This is a genomic window from Brachybacterium sp. sponge, assembly GCF_001613775.1.
Classification (GTDB): domain Bacteria; phylum Actinomycetota; class Actinomycetes; order Actinomycetales; family Dermabacteraceae; genus Brachybacterium; species Brachybacterium conglomeratum.
The window spans coordinates 299,755-319,096 of record NZ_LRMP01000003.1 but is presented as its reverse complement, the minus strand read 5'-3'; the positions used below and the strand labels follow the sequence as shown (position 1 = coordinate 319,096).

Genomic DNA, 19,342 nt, shown 5'->3' with positions numbered 1-19,342 from the left:
GCTCAGTACTCGACGGGGGCGGTGCGCTTGCGGATCATCGTGACCTCGTCGCGCTGGTTGCCCGTCGGGCCGTAGTAGTTGAAGGCGTAGGACAGCTGGCCGTAGCCCCCGATGAGGTGGGAGGGCTTGAGCATGATGCGGGTCAGCGAGTTGTGGATGCCGCCGCGCATGCCGTCCCGCTCGGTCAGCGGCACGTTCACGGTGCGGTCCTGGGCGTGGTGCATGAAGGCGGTGCCCTTCGGCATGCGGTGGGAGACCACGGCCCGCGCGGCGACGACGCCGTTGCGGTTGGTGGCCTCGATCCAGTCGTTGTCGGTGATGCCGACGGCCTCCGCGTCCTCGACGCTCATCCAGATGGTCTGGCCGCCGCGGGAGAGGTTCATCATGAAGAAGTTCTCCATGTACATCGAGTGGATCGCCCATTTGTTGTGCGGGGTCAGGTAGCGCACCGAGATCGAGGTGCCCGCCTCGTCCTTCTCCCCGAGCGCCCGCTCCCCGAACAGGGCGGTCATGTCCAGCGGGGGCCGGAAGACGGGCAGCGCCTCCCCCATCTCGAGCATCCAGTCGTGGTCGAGGTAGTAGTGCTGGCGCCCGGTGAGGGTGTGCCAGGGCTTCTTCCGCTCGACGTTGATGGTGAAGGGGCTGTAGCGGCGCCCGCCGGACTCGGAGCCGGACCACTCCGGGCTCGTGATCACGGGGACCGGCGCGGCCTTCGTGTCGGCGAAGTGGATGCGCTTGCCCTCGTGCTCGGCGGCGAGGTCGTGCAGGTGCGTGCCGGTGCGCTTCTCGAGGGTCTTGAACCCCTCGGTGGCCATGTGCCCGTTGGTGGTGCCGGACAGGCCCAGGATGAACTCGCAGGCCTGCAGGTCCGTCTCGAGCTTCGGCCGGCCCGCGGCGGGGCCGGTGCGGTGGACGCCGTTGAGGCGTCCGAGCTCGGCGACGTACTCCTTCACGTCGTAGGTGATGCCCTTGGTGGTCATCCCGAGCTTCTCGAGCAGCGGGCCGATGGAGGTGAACTTCGCGTGGATCTGCGTAAAGTCCCGCTCGACCTCCACGAGGGTGGGCATGGTCAGGCCCGGGACCGGCTCGCACTCTCCCTTCTTCCAGTCGCGGACCCTGCCGTGCGGGGTGGCGAGCTCGCCAGGGGTGTCGTGCTGGAGCGGGAAGGCGACGACGTCCTTGCGGGTGCCCAGGTGCGTCCGGGCCAGCTCGCTGAAGCGCCGCGCGATCCCGGCCCAGGTCTCCCAGTCGGTGCGGGACTCCCACGGGTTCGAGATGGCGGGGTTGAAGGAGTGGACGAAGGGGTGCATGTCCGTGGTGGACAGGTCGTGCTTCTCGTACCAGGTCGCGGCCGGCAGCACCACGTCGGAGTGGAGGGTGTGGCTGGTCATGCGGAAGTCAAGGGTGAGCATCAGGTCGACCTTCCCGATCGGCGCCTCCTGGCGCCAGCGCACGTCCCGGGGGCGCAGGTGCTCCGGGGTCTCCTCCTCGGTGGCGGCGGAGTCGACGCCGAGCAGGTGGCGGAAGAAGTACTGGTCGCCCTTGGCGGAGGAACCGAGCGTGTTCGCCCGCCAGATCGACCAGATCTTCGGGTGGTTCTGCGGGGCGTCCGGGTCCTCCGCCGCGAAGTTGATCCCGCCCTGCTTGAGCTGGTCGACGAGATAGGGGATCGTCTCCTCGCCCGCGGCGGCGGCGCGGTCGGCGACGTCGAGGGAGGAGATGTCGAACTGGGGGTAGAAGGGCTGCCAGCCCAGGCGCTGCGAGAGGGCGACGGCGTCGGCCGTGGTGGTGCCCGCGAAGCGGCCCGCGCCGGTGGTGGCGGCGAGGGTGTCGGCGCCGAAGCGGTCGTAGCGCCACTGGTCGGTGTGCATGTACCAGTAGGTGGTCTGGGTCATCTGGCGCGGGGGCCGGGTCCAGTCCAGGGCGTTGGCGAGGTGGAGCCAGCCGGTGATCGGGCGGACCTTCTCCTGGCCGACGTAGTGGGCCCAGCCGCCGCCGTTGACGCCCTGGGTGCCGCAGAGGTTCGTGAGGGTGAGGAAGGAGCGGTAGATGGTGTCGGAGTGGAACCAGTGGTTGGTGCCGGCGCCCATGATGATCATCGAGCGGCCGCCGGAGTCGATCGCGTTCTGCGCGAACTCGCGGGCGATGCGCGCCGCGGCCACGCCGGGCACGCCGGTGATGGTCTCCTGCCAGGCGGGGGTGTAGAGCGCCTCGGCGTCGTCGAGGCCCGAGGCCCACTGCCCCGGCAGGCCCTCGCGGCCCACCCCGTACTCGGCCAGCAGCAGGTCGAAGACGGTGGTGACGATCCGGCCGTCGATCTCGCGCACGGGCACACCGCGGACGACGTCGCCGCGGCCGCCCTGCCCGGCCGTGTCGAAGCGGGGCAGCAGCACCTCGGCGACGTCCTCGTGGTGGCCCAGCAGCGACAGGGCCGGGTCGAGGTCGCCGAGCTCGAGGTTCCAGCGGCCCTCCCCGTCGGCGCTGTATCGGTGGCCGAGGGTGCCGTTCGGGACGACGATCGCGCCGCTGCTGCGGTCGAACATCATGGGCTTGAAGTCGGCGTGCTCGGTCGCGGCCTCGGCGGTGCGGTGCTCCCCCGCCTCGCTCGCGACGAGGAACTTGCCGGGCACGAGGGCGCCGTCCTGGCGCCGCTCGAGCTGCACCAGGAAGGGCAGGTCGGTGTACTGGGTGGAGTACTCCTGGAAGTAGGGCACCTGCTTGTCGACGTAGAACTCGCGCAGGATCGTGTGGCCCATCGCCATGGCGAGCGCGGCGTCGGTGCCGGGGTGCGGGGCGAGCCACTCGTCGGCGAACTTGACGCTCTCGGCGTAGTCGGGGGCGACGGAGATGACCTTCTGGCCGCGGTAGCGGGCCTCGGCCATCCAGTGCGCGTCGGGGGTGCGGGTCAGGGGCACGTTGGAGCCCCACATGATCAGGTAGGCCGCGTCCCACCAGTCCCCGGACTCGGGCACGTCGGTCTGGTCGCCGAAGACCTGCGGGGAGGCGGGCGGGAGGTCCGCGTACCAGTCGTAGAAGGACAGCATCGAGCCGCCGATGAGCTGGTGGAAGCGGGCGCCGGAGGAGAAGGAGACCTGGCTCATCGCGGGGATCGGCGAGAAGCCGGTGGCGCGGTCGGGGCCGAACTCCTTCACGGTGTGGACGTAGGCGGCGGCGACGAGCTCCTCGGCCTCCTCCCAGCTGGCGCGGACCAGCCCGCCCTTGCCGCGGGCGCGCTTGTAGCGCATGGCCTTCTCAGGGTCGGAGACGATCGCCTTCCACGCCTCGACGGGATCGTTGCCGGGGGCCTTGGCCTTCTCCTCGCGGAAGAGGCGAAGCAGCTCGGAGCGGACGTAGGGGTAGCGCACGCGGGTGGGCGAGTAGGTGTACCAGGAGAAGGAGGCGCCGCGGGGGCAGCCGCGCGGCTCGTACTCGGGCTTGTCGGGGCCGGCGGAGGGATAGTCGGTCTCCTGCGACTCCCAGGTGATCACGCCGTCCTTGACGTACACCTTCCAGGAGCAGGAGCCGGTGCAGTTCACGCCGTGGGTGGAGCGGACCACTTTGTCGTGGCTCCAGCGCTCGCGGTAGAAGGAGTCGCCGCCGCGGCCGCCGACGCGGTGGGTCTCGCGGTTGTCCTCGCTGATCCGCTCGGAGCGGCTGAACATCCTCCGCGCCCCGATCAGCGCGTCGAACACCGGTGAGTCCATGCCCGGCTCGGCGGGGTCCTGGCGGTCCTGGATGGTCATGGGAAGGCTCCTCCTGGGCGGGGACGGGTCAGCGGTGACGGATCAGGCGGTGGCGGCGGCCCGGCGGGCGCCGCGGCCGACGAAGAGGGTGACGACGACGGCGCCGAGGGTGGCGATCAGCAGCAGGACGATCCCGAGGGAGTAGCTGCCGCTGCCGGCGTGGATCGCGGCCATCACCAGCGGCGGGACGAAGCCGCCGAGGCCGCCGGCGGCGCCGACGAAGCCGGTGACGGAGCCGACGACGGACGGGTCGGCGGACTGGGCGACCAGGGCGAAGACCGCGCCGGAGCCGAGGCCGAGGCCGGCGGCCATGACGATGAAGTCGATCGTGCCCAGCGGCATCAGCGCGGGCTGGAAGGCGAGCATGAGCGCGGCGAGGGCCACGGCGACGTAGGAGATCAGCAGCGTGCGCACGGCGCCGATCCGGTCCGAGAGGGTGCCGCCGAGCGGGCGCATGATCACCGCGACGATGACGAAGCCGGCCATGCGGAAGGAGGCGTCGGCCGTGGTGAGGCCGTACCAGTTCTTCAGCATCGTGGGCAGGAAGACGGAGAAGGCGACGTAGCCGCCGAAGGAGAGGGCGTAGAGGTAGCAGGCCTGCCAGGTGACCTTCTGCCGCATGGCGAGCAGGGTCTGGGAGAGCATGCTCTTGCCCGAGGGCTTCCAGGTGGGGGCGTCGTGCATGAACAGCCAGGCGATCACGGCGTAGAGGACCAGTGCGATCGCGGTGACGATGAAGGGGGCGGCGCTGCCGGCCGCGTCCACGAGCGGCACCGTGGTGAAGGCGCTGATGGCGGTGCCGCCCATGCCCACCCCGTACAGGCCCGTGGCCATGCCGCGCTTGGCGGGCGGGAACCACGAGTTCACGAAGGGGACGCCGATCGCGAAGGTGGTGCCGGCGATGCCGAGGAAGAATCCGCCGAGCAGCAGCGTGGAATAGGTGTACTGGCCGACGAGACCGAGGAACAGCACCGGGATCACGGTCAGCAGGGACACCAGCGGGAACATGAGGTGCCCGCCGAACCGGTCGGAGAGGCCGCCCATCAGGATCCGACCCAGGGAGCCGACCAGGACCGGCAGCGCCACGATCAGCGAGGCGTCCTGCGCGAGACCCTGCTCGACGTAGACCGGGCCCAGCGGGCTGAGCAGCGCCCAGGCCCAGAAGTTCACCCCGAAACCGAGGGTGACCAGCAGGAGCGCTCTCCAGGCTCCGGGCGGGACGGCGTCCTTGGCGGTGGTGGTCGTGGCGGCGGAGGACGGGGACCCTGTCATCGAGTGGCTCCTCGGACGTGTGCGGACACGAGGGGCGAGCACTGCTCGACGACGCACCGCAGAGGGGGACTGTACGTCGTAAGCATCCTCGGCCCGTGCGGCCACCCTAGAGGACTTCCGTCCCGGAAAAGGCTGTTCCCGGAGAAACTCAGAAGTCACCACCCGGAACGCAACGAATTCCGCGACCCGAGGGTCACGGAATTCGTCAGCATCGAGCCCTCAGGGGCTCATTCCGGGGCGTCGAGCTCCAGGTCCACCATCAGCTCCGCCGCGATCGTCTCGAGCGCCTCGCGCACGTCCGCCTCGTCGGACTCGGTCGGGAGGCGCAGCTCGGCCTCGGCCTCGAAGAGCATGCCGCCGCCCTCGGGCGCCTCACGGGTCCAGGAGCGCAGTCCGTCGATGGTCGCGCCCTGCGAGCGCAGCGCCGTGGTGACCTCGCGGACCATGCCGGTGCGGTCCTGACCCAGCAGGTGCAGGCGGAGGGCGCGGGCGGGACCGGGCGGAGCGGTCTGCTCGGCGACGGCGGCCTCCACCGCGAGCCCGACCTCGGCCTCGAGGCCCTCGAGCGCGGAGAGGAAGTCCTGGACCGCCTCGTCGGGGAGGTCCACCTGCACGATGCCGGCGAACTTCCCGGCCAGCAGCGCGAGCTGGCTGTCCACCCAGCTGCCGCCGTGCTCGTCGACGGCGGCGGCAAGGGCGGCGACGAGGCCCGGTCGGTCGTCCCCGATGGCGGTGAGCACGTAGGTCGTCATGGGGTCAGACTAGCCCTCCCCGGCGCGGAAGGCCCCCGGAACACCGGACTTGTACAGCCCGTAGGTGTACGCGTCGAAGACCGCCTCCCAGGAGGCCTCGATGACGTTCGGCCCCACGCCCACGGTCTGGAACTCCAGGCCCCGGCCCGAGGTGCGCACGAGCACCCGCGTGGTCGCATCGGTGCCGTGCTGCGAGTCGAGGATCCGGACCTTGAAGTCCCGCAGCTCGAACTCGTCGACCTCCGGGTGCCGCTCCCGCAGCGCCTCGCGCAGGGCGAGGTCCAGGGCGTTGACGGGGCCGTTACCCTCGGCGATCGCGACCTTCCGCTCCCGCTCTCCCCCGCCGTCGGCCCGCAGCTTCACGGTCGCCTCGGTCTCGAGGGTCCCGTCGCGGCCCAGCTGGGAGGTGGCCCGCCAGGACTCGACCGAGGAGTAGCTCGGCACGCGGCCGAGCTCGTCCAGCAGGAGCAGCTCGAAGGAGGCGTCGGCCGCCTCGTAGGAGTAGCCCTCCGCCTCGCGCTGCTTCACGGTCCGGGCGAGGCGCGAGAGGAGCTCCGGCTCGTCGGCGAGCTCGAAGCCGAGCTCGCGGCCCTTGAGCTCGATCGAGGCGCGGCCGGCCATGTCGGAGATGATCATGCGCATGTCGTTGCCGACGGCGCGGGGATCGGTGTGCTGGTACAGGTCCGGGTCCACCCGGATCGCGCTCGCGTGCAGCCCTGCCTTGTGCGCGAAGGCGCTCGCCCCGACGTAGGGGGCGCGCGGGCTGACGGGCATGTTCACGATCTCGCCGATCGCGTGGGAGATCCGGGTGGCCTCGGCGAGGGTCTCCTCGGGCATCAGGTCCATGCCCATCTTCAGCTGGAGGTCGGCCAGGAGCGTGATCAGGTCGGCGTTGCCGGTGCGCTCCCCGTAGCCGTTCACGCAGCCCTGGACGTGGGTGATCCCCGCCCGGACGGCGCTGATCGCGTTCGCGACCGCGCAGCCGGTGTCGTTGTGGGTGTGAACGCCGAGCCGGGCCTCTCCCGCGCCGGCCGTCCCGAGACGGGAGCGCAGGTCCTCGATGATCCCGGTGACCTGATGCGGGAGCATGCCGCCGTTGGTGTCGCACAGCACCAGCACCGCGGCGCCGGCCTCGTGCGCGGCCACCAGCACGGAGGTCGTAAAGTCGGGGTCGTGGAGGAACCCGTCGAAGAAGTGCTCCGCGTCGACGAACACCTCGCGTCCGAGGCCGACGAGATGCGCGACCGTGTCGCGGACCATCGCGAGGTTCTCCTCGGCGGTGGTGCGCAGCGCGCCGGTGACGTGGCGGAGATCGGACTTCGCGACCAGGGTGATCGTCGGCGCGCCGGAGTCGACGAGGGCGCGCACCTGCGGGTCCTCGGTGACGTCGACGCCCGCCTTGCGGGTCGCGCCGAAGGCGGCCAGGCGCGCCGTGGACAGCTCGAGCTCGGTCGCCGCGCGGGCGAAGAACTCCGTGTCCCGCGGGACCGCGCCCGGCCAACCGCCCTCGATGTAGGTCACGCCGAGATCGTCGAGATGGCGGGCGACGGCGAGCTTGTCGGTCACCGAGAGGGTGAGCCCCTCCTGCTGGGAGCCGTCGCGCAGGGTGGTGTCGTAGAGGTGGAAGGCCTCGATCGTGGGAGTGGTCATGGCCTGCTCACACCAGCCGGGTCAGCCAGCCGTGACGGTCCGGGATCCGGCCGTACTGGATGTCGGTGAGCTCCTTGCGCAGCGCCAGGGTGACCTCGCCCGAGCCGCCGTCGCCGACGGTCCAGGAGCCCTTCCTCGAGCGGAACTCGCCGATGGGGTTGATCACCGCGGCGGTGCCGCAGGCGAACATCTCGGTGATCTCGCCGGACTCGAGCTGCTGCTCGACCTCGCTCATCACGAGCTTCTGCTCGTGGACCTCGAGGCCGCGGTCCTCCGCGAGGCGCAGGATCGACAGGCGGGTCACGCCCTCGAGGATCGAGCCGGTCAGCGACGGGGTGAGCAGGCGGCCGTCCTTCGTGACGGCGACGACGTTCATGCCGGAGAGCTCGTCGATCGAGGTGTGGGTCTCGGAGTCGAGGAAGAGCACCTCGTCGGCGCCGTTCTCCGCGGCCTCCCGCTTGCCCAGCAGCGAGGAGGCGTAGTTGCCGCCGCACTTCGCGGCGCCGGTGCCGCCGGCGCCGGCGCGGGCGTACTCGTCGGTGATCCACACGACCAGCGGCTGGACGCCGCGGGGGAAGTAGGGACCGGCCGGGGAGGCGATGACGTAGTAGTCCACGGTGTGCGCGGCCCGCACCCCGAGGAACTCCTCGCTGGCGAACATGAAGGGTCGCAGGTAGAGGGACTCCTCGCTGGTCGCCTCGGGCACCCACGGCTCGTCGGCCGCGACGACGGCCTTCAGCGAGGTCAGGAAGTCCTCCACCGGCAGCTCGGGCAGGGCCAGGCGGCGGGCGGAGCGCTGCATGCGCTCGGCGTTCGCCTCGGGGCGGAAGGTCCACACCGAGCCGTCGGCGTGACGGAACGCCTTGAGGCCCTCGAAGATCTCCTGGCCGTAGTGCAGGACGGCGGAGGCGGGCGAGAGCTCGAGCGGGCCGTAGGGCACGACCTCGTCCTGGCCCCAGCCGCCCTCGACGGTCCAGCGGGCGCGGGCCATGAAATCGGTGTAGTGCTGGCCGAAGCCGGGGGCGGCGAGGATGCTGGCGCGCTCGTCGTCGCCCACGCGACGGGTGGTGCTGGTCTGGGGGAAGGCGAGTGCGCTCACGGTGGTCTCCTCGGCGGGGTGCGGCAGGGTCAGTGTGTCAGGTGCGGGCTCTCAGCGCCCGGTGATCGCTGCGACGAGGTCGTCGCCGATGCGGGCGGTGCCGCGGGAGACGAGCGACGCATCCGCCGCGCGGGCCGCGAGGTCGTTCTCGACCGCGGCGCGCACTGCGGCGGCGGGCTCGATATGGCCGAGGTGGTCCAGCAGCAGCGCGACCGAGAGCACGGTCGCGGTGGGGTCGGCCTTGTCCTGGCCGGCGATGTCGGGGGCGGAGCCGTGGACGGGCTCGAACATCGAGGGGAAGGCGCCGGTGGGGTTCACGTTCCCGCTCGCCGCGAGGCCGATACCGCCGCCGATGGCGCCGGCGAGGTCGGTGACGATGTCGCCGAAGAGGTTGTCGGTGACGATGACGTCGAAGCGGGAGGGGTCCTGGACCAGGTAGATCATCATCGCGTCGACGTGGGCGTAGTCGACCTCGACGTCCGGGTGCTCGGCGCCGACCTCCTCGACGATGCGGCGCCACAGGTGCCCGGCGTGGACGAGCACGTTGTGCTTGTGGACGAGGGTGAGCTTCTTCCGACGGGCCTCGGCCTGCTCGAAGGCGTAGCGGACCACGCGCTCGACGCCGACGGCGGTGTTCAGGGAGACCTCGGTGGCGACCTCGAGGGGGGTGCCGGTGCGCATGGAGCCGCCGTTGCCGACGTAGGGGCCCTCGGTGCCCTCGCGCACGACGAGGAAGTCGACCTCGCCCGGCTCGGCCAGCGGGGTGGAGACGCCCGGGAACAGGCGGGTGGGGCGCAGGTTCACGAAGTGGTCGAAGCCGAAGCGGAGCTTCAGCAGCAGGCCCCGCTCGAGCACACCGGAGGGCACGCCGGGGTCGCCGACGGCGCCGAGCAGGATCGCGTCGTGCTTCGCGAGCGCCGCCATGTCCTCGTCGGTCAGGGTCTCCCCCGTCCGGTGCCAGCGCCCCGCCCCGAGGTCGTAGTCCGTGGTGCGGACCGCGACGCCGGCGGGCTCGAGGGCGGCCTCGAGGGCGCGCAGGCCCTGGGGGACGACCTCCTTGCCGATGCCGTCGCCCTCGATGACGGCGAGGTCCAGGGTGCTCGGGGCGGGGGTGGTGCTCATGGCGGGTGCTGCTCCTGAGGAGGGGGTGGGATCAGTAGACGAGGTCGACGGCGTGGATCGAGCGCGCGTCGATGGCGGCGCCCAGCTCCTCGGCGAACTCGCGGGAGACGGACTCGTCCAGGTCGAGGACCACGAGGGCCTCGGCGCCCTGGGCTCGACGGACGCGGGAGACCTGCATGCCGGCGATGTTGATGCCGGCTTCGCCGAGGAGGGCGCCGTACTTGCCGATCAGGCCGGGCCCGTCCGAGTAGCGCAGGATCAGCAGGTGGTCGCTCAGCGGCACGTCGAGCGCATGGCCGAAGACGTCGATGAGCTTGTGCTCCTGGTCCACGCCGCTGAGCGTGCCGGAGACGGCCACGACGCCGCCGCCGCGCAGCGTGCCGCGCAGGGTGATGACGTTGCGGAAGCGCTCGGTGGTCTCGTCGGTGACGAGGTTGACGGCGATGCCGCGCTCCTCGGCGAGGACGGGGGCGTTGACGTAGCTGACCTGCTCGGTGACCACGGAGCGGAACATGCCGCGCAGCGCGGAGAGCTTCAGCGCGGTGACGTCGCGGGAGGCGATCTCGCCGTGGACCTCGATGTCGAGCACCTCGGGTGCCTCGCCGGCCAGGGCGGTGAAGAGCTGGCCGAGCCGGTCCGACAGGGCGACGCCCGGGCGGACCAGGTCGTCGATCGCGCCGCCGGCGACGTTGACCGCGTCGGGGACGAGCTCGCCCGCGAGCGCCAGGCGCACGGACTTCGCCACCGCCACGCCGGCCTTCTCCTGCGCCTCGGCGGTGGAGGCGCCGAGGTGCGGGGTGAGGGTGATGTTCTCGAGCTCGAGCAGCTTCGCGGCGGTCTCGCTCTTCGCGGGCGGCTCGGAGGAGTACACGTCCAGGCCGGCCCCGGCGATCTGTCCGGTGCTCAGCGCGGTGTACAGCGCCTCCTCGTCGATCAGGCCGCCGCGGGCGGCGTTGACGACGTGGAGGTTCGGCTTCGCGAGCGCGAACTCCTCGGCGCCGATCAGGCCCGTGGTCTCGGGGGTCTTGGGCATGTGGACGGTGAGCACGTCGGCCTCGCGCATCAGCTCGTCGAGCTCGACGACGCGGGCGCCGAGCTCGGCGGCGCGGGCGTGGTTGACGTAGGGGTCGTAGGCCAGGAGCGTCACGCCGAAGGGGCGCAGGCGCTCGGCGACGAGCTGGCCGATGCGGCCGAAGCCCACCACGCCGACGGTCTTCTCCAGCAGCTCGACGCCGGTGAGCTGCTTGCGCTCCCAGCGGCCGGCCTTCACGGAGGCGTCGGCGCGGCCGAGGTTGCGCAGCGAGGCGAGGATCAGCGCGATCGCGAGCTCCGCGGCGGAGACGATGTTGGAGGTCGGGGCGTTGATGACCATGACGCCCGCGGTGGTGGCGCCGGGGACGTCGACGTTGTCCAGGCCCACGCCGGCGCGGGCGACGACGCGCAGCTTCGGGGCCGCGGCGTACACCTCCGCGTCGACCTGGGTGGCTGAGCGGACCAGGAGGGCATCGGCCTCCGCCACTGCGGCGAGCAGCGCGGGACGGTCGGTGCCGTCCACGCTGCGGACCTCGACGTCGGGGCCCAGGACCTCGACGGTGGCGGGCGACAGCTCCTCAGCGATGAGCACGACAGGACGCGTCACGGAATCTCCTCCGGTACGGATGGCGGTCGTCGCTCACGCCCTCGGGTGCGACGGGGTTCAGGGGACAGCGTAGTCGCGTGTCCGCCATGCGGGAACGAGGGTCAGGATGCGAGACCCTCCCGGCTTCGCCGTGCGGGGCGGTGCGCCCTACTGTGGTGCCCGTCAGCGACATCCACTCGCACCTTGTCCAGGAGGATGCACCATGCCCGTCCCGACGCCCGCCGCTCTGCGCGCCGGCCTCGACCGTCTGCTGGCGGAGCGCGGCACGCCGCTGGTGATCGCCCATCGCGGCACCACCCTGGGCAGCTTCCCCGACAACACCGTGCGCTCCGCGATCGGTGCGCTGCGCTCGGGCGCCGACGTGATCGAGACCGACTTGGTCCGTTCCGCGGACGGGGAGTACTTCCTGTTCCACACCGGCTACGAGCAGAAGCTGTTCGGCATCGACTGCGACGTCCGCGAGATGACCGCCGAGCAGCTCGAGGCCGCCGTGTTCCGCTGGCAGGGAGGAGCCTCCTCCCCCGGCGTCGAACGGCTGGACACCCTCCTGGAGGCGCTGCCCGAGACCTGGATCAACATCGACCGCTCCTGGGGGCTGTGGCCTGATCTGCTCGACCATCTCGCCGACCGGGGCGTCGAGGATCGCATCCTGCTCAAGTCGCCGCCCCGGCAGGAGCACCTCCGTGCGCTGGCGGAGCATCCGACACCGTTCCTGTACTTCCCCATCGTCCGCACGGCCGACGAGCTCGCGGCGGTCGAGGCGGTCGACGGGATCAACCTCGTCGGCGCGGAGCTGCTCGCCGCCGGACCGGGGGACGACTTCGCACGGCCCGAGGCGGTGGCCGCTGTCGCTGATCGGCATCCGCTCGTGCTGCTGAACGCCCTGAACCTTGAGAACGGCTCCGTCCTCTATCTCGGGGCCGACGACGACACGTCCGTGCTCGAGGGCCCCGACCTCGGCTGGGGCCAGCTGATCCGAGTGGGCGCGACCGCTATCCAGACCGATTGGCCCCACCTGCTGCGCGCCTATCTCACCGCGCGGTGACAGCGCCGGCGGTCAGTCCGGCAGCTTCTCGAAGGACCCCATGTCGGGGAACCGCTCGGCGAGGAACGCCCGCACCTGCCGATCGACGACATCCGAGGGGAGCTCCTGCACCGCGTCGTTCAGGCAGAAGGTCTTCAAACTGTCCCTGTCCGCGATCAGACGTCGCAGCTCAGCGGCCGCGGTCTCCTCGCCGATGCCGACGTAGCGATAGCGGATGCCGCGTGTGACCGCTCGCGAGGTGGCATAGGCGTAGTTCAGATGGAGACCGCCTGCCAGCGTGACGTCCTCGAGCCGACGGAACTGCGAGTCACGGGTGCGCTGGACGATCTCCGGCCACCGCTCCTCGATCTCGTAGGAGACGGACCGGCGCAGCGCGTACGGGGCGTGGAACAGCTTCCTGCTGAGACGGCGACCGCTCACCTCCTGCACCAGGCGACGCGCGTTCTTCCCCGCCGCGTCGGGCGCCGGCTCCCCCTCGACCGGCTCCCCCGGGGCGACCTGCGCCCGGGAAAGGAACATCGAGGCGAGCCCGTTCGCGTGGAAGAACAGCTCGGGCTGGACCGGCGAGGACAGGAACATGTCGTCGTTGAAGTAGAGGAAGTGCTCGGAGAGCCCGTCGATGCGGTGGAGGTTCGCCTCGATGGCCTGGGAGTTGAACGTGGGCAGCACGGTGCCGGGCGGAGCGATGTCGCGATGGTCCACCACGGAGACCCACTCGGAGTCCTCGCGCAGCCAGTCCGGGCGCTGACCGTCGGTCACCAGGTACACGTGGCGGATCCACGGGGCGTACTGCTCGAGGGAGCGCAGCGAGTGACGCAGCTCGTCATGGCCGACGAACCTCAGATCGTCGGCCGCGGCCTCGGGCATCGGGTGGCCCAGGTTCTGCTCGAGCGCCGTGCGCTTCCGCTCGAGCCAGGCGGGATCGGTGCCGTCGACCCAGGTGTAGACGGCATCGATCGGGAAAGTGACCTGCATGAGGTGGGGGGCAGTCATCGCCGAATCACCGACGCGCTCTCCACTGTCCCGAGTGTCTCCGTGGGGGTGGAAGTCGGAGCGCGAGAGCACAGCTGTCCTCGGGTTCCAGACCGACGGGGCAAGATCTCCTGTGGCATCGACCTCCTGCCACTTCTCAAGACGCACCGCGGTCTCGAAGCCGAACCTCTTGACCACCGCTCTGTCGACCTCTGCAACGGCGGGGATCAGCGCGTAAGCTATGGCGGAGGAGTCAGCCTTCCCGGAGTCGTGGCGGCCGCTGTAGTACTCGACGAGCGATGCGTGCTTGCTCGTCTCGGCGAGACCGATCAGGACATCGGGGACGTCACGCTGGATGCCTCGCAGAGCCGAGGACCAGTCCTCTTCGACGACGCCGAGCACAGCAGTACCGCCCCGCGCCTCACCGTAGGTGACCCACCCCGCTCCTGATCTCTGAAGGCTCTGGACGACCTCGCGGAGCGTTCGCGATGCATGTGATGCATCGGACTGCATCGGAACCGCTGCTGCTGGAAGCTCACGGGCCAGGAAAGGTCGACGGGCCGGAAGACTTACTCGCCCAGCGGAACCCTCCCCCAGTGCCGCATCGGCCGCGCCCGTCCTCCGCACCAGAAGATCCCGCTCGACGCTCTGCCTGACCAGCCCGGCGGCACTGCGCATCCGGGTGAAAAGCCTTCCCATCCCTCTCCCTCCGAGATCGTGTGGCACCGCCGAACGCAACATGGTCGAGGCGCCGTCCAAAGCTACTGCCCGGCCGACCGCACTCGAAGCACGTCGCCGCGACGCCGAACGACTCATACACTGTGGTGTCAACTTTTGCGTAACCTGCTGTTCATCCCAATTCTCCCCCTCACACCGCATCCCTCGCGGCGCTCGACACGATGCCAGGGTCCGCAGGCAACACTCCATCGACCCCTACAAGGACGACTCCATGCTCCTCAGAGATCTCGCCTCCTCCCGCCTCGGACTTGCGGAGGGACGGATGGAGAGACGGGACATCGGGCTGGAGCAGCGGACCGTCAGGGTTCTCACGGATGCCCGCCCCGTCGACGCTTTGCTATGGAACCTGGTCAGGGTGGTGCGGGCCCTCGAAGCGGCCGAGGTCGATTATTGGCTGGTGCGCCCGGCCTCGGGCCTTCGCTTCGTCATCGGCGCCCGCCTCTCCCAGCGGGCGCAGATCGTCCGTGTACTGTCACGCTCGATGGCGGCGGACCCGGCCATCGCCGCTCGGACGATCCTTCCCCGGCCCCGTGTGAAGCAGCTTCCTCTCGATGGAACCACGCCGGGGCTCGAAAGGCGCCTGGCAGGAAGTTCAGTCATCCGGGTCGTGCAGCATGTTGCGGCACCCAGCTCCTCCCGAACCCTCGGGGAGGAGTTCTCCACGGAGATCGAGTTCTGGGACGATCTGGTCTCCGACGACTCTCCTCATCAGTTTCCCGACGAGCTCATCGCCCCCCGCCCCGGCGCCACGACCCGGAGAATGCGAACGTCCGAGGGGATGGCAGAGATGCCTCTGTCTCGCGCGACACTCTTCTCACCCCGGGTATTCGACGACATCCTGATCGAGGTCCCGCGCTCCCAGGCCGTCGTCCTGCCGAGCGACATCACGTTCCCGATCGACGCCGTGTACACCTGGGTGGATGGCAATGACCCTGACTGGCGCGCAAGCAAGAGCGAACACGCACCGTCAGAGGAGCTCCATGAGGAAGTGGACAGCGACGCCCGGTACGCGTCGCGGGATGAGCTCCTGTACTCGCTCCGCTCGATGCACGACTTCGCCCCGTGGATCCGTAATATCTACGTCGTCACCGCGGGCCAGCGACCTGTCTGGCTCGATGCGAACGGTGAGGTCACCGTGGTCGACCACACGGCGATCTTTCCGGAGCGGGATCATCTGCCGACATTCAACAGTCACGCGATCGAAGCGAACATCCATCGGATCGATGGCCTTGCGGAGCATTTCCTCTACCTCAACGACGACATGTTCTTCGGACGCGCCGTTCCTCCAGGACTGTTCTTCTTCGGCAACGGGGCGGCGAAGCACAAGCTCTCCCCGTCACGGGTGCCTCAATTCTCGAAATCGGAAGCCGACTCCCCGGTGGATCTCGCGGTCAAGAACAGCCGTGAGGTGATGGATGAGATGTTCGGCGTGCGCCAGGCGCAGGTGCTCGAGCATTCTCCGTACCCCCTCCTGAAGAGCGTGATCGAGGAGATCGAAGAGCGTTTCCCCCAGCTGGTTAGCGCCACCTCGAGCCACAGGTTCCGCGACGCGGACGACCTGAACATCCCGTCGCACCTGGCACACCATGTGGGATACGAGATATGCAGGTCCTTCCCGAGCAATGCGTCAACCTTCACCTACATCGGCCTTCACCGGCCCGACCTGGCACGTCTTTTGGACCGTCTGCTCACCCGTAGGGATGCCGACACCTTCTGCATCAATGACACGCTCGCCCCGGTCGATGTGCAGGCGGCAGGTCCGGGACTGCAGCGGTTCTTCGAGACCTATTTCCCCGTCCCCGCACCATGGGAGGGCGTCCGATGAGGATCGCGATCATCGGACACAATCTGTGGGGTGTCGGCGGCACGGTCCGCACCATCTACAACCTCGCACATGGCCTCGCTCCTTCGTACGACATCGAGCTCGTCTCCGTATATCGCAGGACCGACACCGCGGCATTCAACGCGCCACGCAGCGTGAAGGTCACGTCGCTCGTGGACGGACGCCCCCACTCCAAAGATCGCAAATCCGAGGAGTACTACCGTCCGAGCAAGGACGTTCCGGCGTCGGAAGAGCTGTACTCCCAGTACTCGGAGCTCACCGACTCCCGACTGCGCAGCTATCTGACGAGCACCCGTGCCGATGTGATCGTCGGGACGCGCACCAGCATCAACCTGATGCTCGCCGAGCACGGACCCGAGTCCGCGGTGCGAGTCGGGCAGGAGCACAGCGGTCATCAGACGATCGACCCGGCAACACGAGCACATATGCGCTCCTCCTATGGCGCGCTCGACGCCGTCGTGACCGTTACCGAGGCGGATGCCGCGCTGGTGCGTGCTGGGCTCGACCTGCCGTCCACTCCCGTCGTCGCGATCCCGAACTCGATCCCTGCTCCGGGGATCTCGACATCGACGCTCGACAGCGGGCTCATCGTCGCTGCGGGCCGCATCGAGCCGGCGAAGCGCTTCGAGCTGCTCATCCACGCTTTTGCGCGACTCGCTTCGGAGCATCCTGAGTGGAACGTCCGCCTCTACGGCTCCGGTTCCGCTGTCGGCGGGCTTCGTGATCTGATCCATTCCTACGGCCTCGACGGTCGGATCCGCCTCATGGGTTCCGTCCAGAACATGGGCGACGAGTGGACGAAGGCCGCGATCGCGGTCTCCACATCAGACGCCGAGTCATTCGGAATGACTCTCGTCGAGGCGATGCGCGCCGGTGTACCGCTCATCAGCACCGACTGCCCGACCGGGCCTCGGGAGATCATCACCTCGGGCGAAGACGGAATCCTCATCCCCACCGGTGAGGTGGAACCGCTGGTGAAGACGCTTCACGAGATGATGTCCTCGAAGGAACGGAGGATGGAGCTCTCGGCAGAAGGGCTCCGTCGGGGCGAGGACTTCGACATCTCGGCCATCGCCGACAGACATGCGCAGCTCCTCTCTCGACTGATGAAGTCGCGCGGGTTTCGACGCATCGATCTCTCGCGCGCATGGAGCACGTTGCCCGTGCCCGGGCGACGCCCGGGAGCAATCTCCATCACTGCGACCGCTGCACCTGGCGCGGCCCTGACATTCACCGTCCGCAGCAGCTCTCCCAGGGCGCTGAAGAATGCGCATCTGGTTCTTCGAAGCAACCACTCCGCCGATCAGGTGCTCGAGCTACCGCTCGCCGCCAGCTCGTTGCAGCACGTCGACGTGGACAGCAAGACGTTCACCAATGATGCGGAGTGGACCATCGAGCTGCGCGGCCCCCATTCTCAGGACTCGGATCTCGACTGGCACGCTGATGGCCGGTCGATCATCAGGACAGCCGCTGCTCAGGGCCGACTCCGCCATGTCGTGCCGTTCATGGACGGCGACAAGCTCAAGCTCAGATCATGGAAGCGAAACCACCACACAGAGGTCGACACCATCGACGTCATGGAGGACGGCATTCGCATTCATGCCACGACGAGTTTCGACCGCACCCCCGCTGACGAGCTAGTCCTCACTCGACGGTCTGATGGCAGGACCCTGAAGCTCTCGGCCGGCAGTTCCGTGGAAGAACGTTCCATCGAACTGCAGATCCCGGTGGATGACATGGTGTCCATGCGCCTGACCACGCATGACGACTGGGACGTCACCTACAGGTCGAAGGACATTCGTTCAAAAGTCGCACGGGTCCTCGACGACATCGTGGATCACAAGCGGGTCGATCGGTACAGGTCCTGGAACTGGTTCGAGGAGGAGCCCGCTGCCACAGGCGGCACGGAGACCGTCGTCGTACGTCCGTACTTCACTCCGCGACAGGGGCTGGCGCTGAGCGTTGTGAGCTACAGGTAGACCCCCGTCTCACCGACGCAGCCGAACAGCGCATCACCCCTCCACGCGCAGCCCCGCCAGCACCTGGTGGGCGATGACCGGGGCGTCCTCGGCGGAGAGCCCGTCGAGCTGGACGTGGTACTCCTCTGCTCCCACGTGCGCGCGCACGTTGAGGATCATCCCCTCCGGGCCGCCCGAGCTGGCCTCGGCGGTGACCAAGTCCGCACCGTCCACCTCCACGCGCGCGGCGTGGAGCACGGAGTCGAGCAGGTACGGGCTCGGGATCGGCAGCCGGAACAGGGTGATCCCGGCCGTGCGGTTGCCGTCCTCGCCGACCCGGGAGGTGCCGAGCTCGACCTCCACGACCTCCCCCTGCTCAGGCGGGAGCATCGCGGTGATGTGGCCGAACGAGATCTCCTCCCAGTCCTCGGGCACCTCGGTCGGCTCGATGAGCGGCAGCTCCTCCGCGTCGGCGATCGCCAGTGTGGGCATCGAGGCGACGACGTAGCTCATCAGAGCGTTCATCCCGCCGTCCTCGATGCCGAGGAGGAAGGAGACTTCGCGGCGCAGGAATCCCTCCTCGCCCTCGCGCACGATCGGCACCGCGCCCCGGGTGGAGGCGATCAGGCCGGCGCCCGCACTCTCGAACGTGACTCCCTCCGGCAATCGTGTGATCAGGCTGGTCGCGTCCTGGATGCTCATCCGAGGACCGCCGTCGGGATAGGGCGCCGGCTCGAGGGCGAACGCCTCCGGCACGCCCTCATCCAGCGTCTGCGACCCGCTGATCTGGACCTCCTCGAACAGCGGGTCGAACGCGGTCGGGTCGAAGCCGTCGAGGCCGAGGGCCTTCACCAGCGCGGGGCCGATCTCGCCGTAGCGGGAGTTGTCCGCCTCGAACAGCAGCGGGGTGTCGGCGATCTCGACGACGGTCTGGACCAGCACGTCGCGGAGGCGGCTGCGCGCTGCGGAGTCCCCGCCGAGAGCCTCCGCGGCCTCGGCGTCGACCTCGAGCGGCTCGGCGGCGATCAGCGGCGAGTCCTCCGGGAAGGCGGGAGAGGCCCAGGACCCGAAGCGGTCCTTGCGCTCGAGCGACCCGGGCTCGAGCCTGCTGCGCTCGTCCGCCGCGGCGGTGTCGATGTCGACCAGCTGCAGGTCCTCCGGCGCCGCCCACTCGTCGAAGGTGGCGCCGGGCTCCGGAGCGGGCTCCGTGGAGGCGCCGTCGTCGCTCGGCCCCTCGCTCGGGGACCGGTCCGCGCCGCCCGTCGGGGTCTCCTCCTGCCCGCCCGGCAGCAGGGAGCATGCCCCCGCCGTCGTCGCCACGCCAAGGGCCCCCAGCCCCGTCAGCGCCGTGCGTCGTGTGGTCGTGCGTGCGGTCGCCATCGTGTTCATCCCTGATTCCCCCTGCTCGGCACGTCGGCCGACTTCTCGTGCATGTGTTCAGAACAGCGTGATGCACGAAAGACGCCGGCGGGAGCACCTCGTGGGTGCTCCCGCCGGCGTGTGGGGACC

General features: G+C 69.6%; 12 protein-coding genes. 3 read left to right on the top strand and 9 right to left on the bottom strand.

Annotated features, from left to right (window positions below; translation table 11 throughout):
- Nucleotides 1-2 precede the first annotated feature (2 nt).
- The 7 genes from A4A78_RS14195 to serA all read right to left on the bottom strand — a co-directional run bounded on the left by A4A78_RS14195 (nucleotide 3) and on the right by serA (nucleotide 11,277).
- Complete coding sequence (locus A4A78_RS14195; RefSeq protein ID WP_062950388.1) at nucleotides 3-3,743, bottom strand: nitrate reductase subunit alpha; 3,741 nt, start codon at nucleotides 3,741-3,743, stop codon at nucleotides 3-5.
- 42 nt (nucleotides 3,744-3,785) lie between these two features.
- Nucleotides 3,786-5,015, bottom strand: a complete 1,230-nt coding sequence (locus tag A4A78_RS14190; RefSeq protein ID WP_062950387.1) for an MFS transporter — start codon at nucleotides 5,013-5,015, stop codon at nucleotides 3,786-3,788.
- 227 nt (nucleotides 5,016-5,242) lie between these two features.
- On the bottom strand, nucleotides 5,243-5,767 hold the full coding sequence (locus tag A4A78_RS14185) for a glycine cleavage system protein R (protein WP_062950385.1): 525 nt from the start codon (nucleotides 5,765-5,767) through the stop codon (nucleotides 5,243-5,245).
- Between the two features lie 9 nt (nucleotides 5,768-5,776).
- Nucleotides 5,777-7,417: a citramalate synthase gene (gene cimA / locus A4A78_RS14180; RefSeq protein ID WP_062950384.1), complete on the bottom strand. Its 1,641-nt coding sequence runs from the start codon at nucleotides 7,415-7,417 to the stop codon at nucleotides 5,777-5,779.
- Nucleotides 7,418-7,424: 7 nt separating this feature from the next.
- Entirely contained in the window at nucleotides 7,425-8,516 is a 1,092-nt protein-coding gene (locus A4A78_RS14175; RefSeq protein ID WP_062950382.1) for a branched-chain amino acid aminotransferase, read from the bottom strand.
- A 51-nt stretch (nucleotides 8,517-8,567) separates the two neighbouring features.
- Nucleotides 8,568-9,638 carry a 3-isopropylmalate dehydrogenase gene (locus tag A4A78_RS14170; protein ID WP_062950381.1) on the bottom strand — a complete coding sequence of 357 codons (1,071 nt, stop codon included), beginning with the start codon at nucleotides 9,636-9,638 and terminating at the stop codon, nucleotides 8,568-8,570.
- Nucleotides 9,639-9,669: 31 nt separating this feature from the next.
- Nucleotides 9,670-11,277 carry a phosphoglycerate dehydrogenase gene (gene serA / locus A4A78_RS14165; protein ID WP_062950379.1) on the bottom strand — a complete coding sequence of 536 codons (1,608 nt, stop codon included), beginning with the start codon at nucleotides 11,275-11,277 and terminating at the stop codon, nucleotides 9,670-9,672.
- A gap of 202 nt (nucleotides 11,278-11,479) precedes the next feature.
- Between serA and A4A78_RS14160 the strand changes: the two genes are divergently transcribed.
- Nucleotides 11,480-12,322, top strand: coding sequence for a glycerophosphodiester phosphodiesterase family protein (locus A4A78_RS14160; protein WP_062950377.1), 843 nt, complete (start codon nucleotides 11,480-11,482; stop codon nucleotides 12,320-12,322).
- A gap of 12 nt (nucleotides 12,323-12,334) precedes the next feature.
- Here A4A78_RS14160 and A4A78_RS17995 read toward each other — a convergent pair whose 3' ends face one another.
- Nucleotides 12,335-13,315 (bottom strand): Stealth CR1 domain-containing protein, encoded by a 981-nt coding sequence (locus A4A78_RS17995; RefSeq protein ID WP_197466689.1) that lies wholly within the window; start codon nucleotides 13,313-13,315, stop codon nucleotides 12,335-12,337.
- A gap of 928 nt (nucleotides 13,316-14,243) precedes the next feature.
- Here A4A78_RS17995 and A4A78_RS17845 point away from each other — a divergent pair.
- A complete protein-coding gene (locus tag A4A78_RS17845; protein ID WP_062950373.1) occupies nucleotides 14,244-15,857 on the top strand; it encodes a stealth family protein in 1,614 nt (537 codons plus the stop codon).
- On the top strand, nucleotides 15,854-17,854 hold the full coding sequence (locus A4A78_RS14145) for a glycosyltransferase family 4 protein (protein WP_062950371.1): 2,001 nt from the start codon (nucleotides 15,854-15,856) through the stop codon (nucleotides 17,852-17,854). Before A4A78_RS17845 ends, A4A78_RS14145 begins: the two co-directional genes overlap by 4 nt.
- 33 nt (nucleotides 17,855-17,887) lie before the next feature.
- On the opposite strand, the gene A4A78_RS14140 is transcribed toward A4A78_RS14145, so the two are convergent.
- A complete protein-coding gene (locus A4A78_RS14140; RefSeq protein ID WP_062950524.1) occupies nucleotides 17,888-19,213 on the bottom strand; it encodes a hypothetical protein in 1,326 nt (441 codons plus the stop codon).
- Nucleotides 19,214-19,342 lie beyond the last annotated feature (129 nt).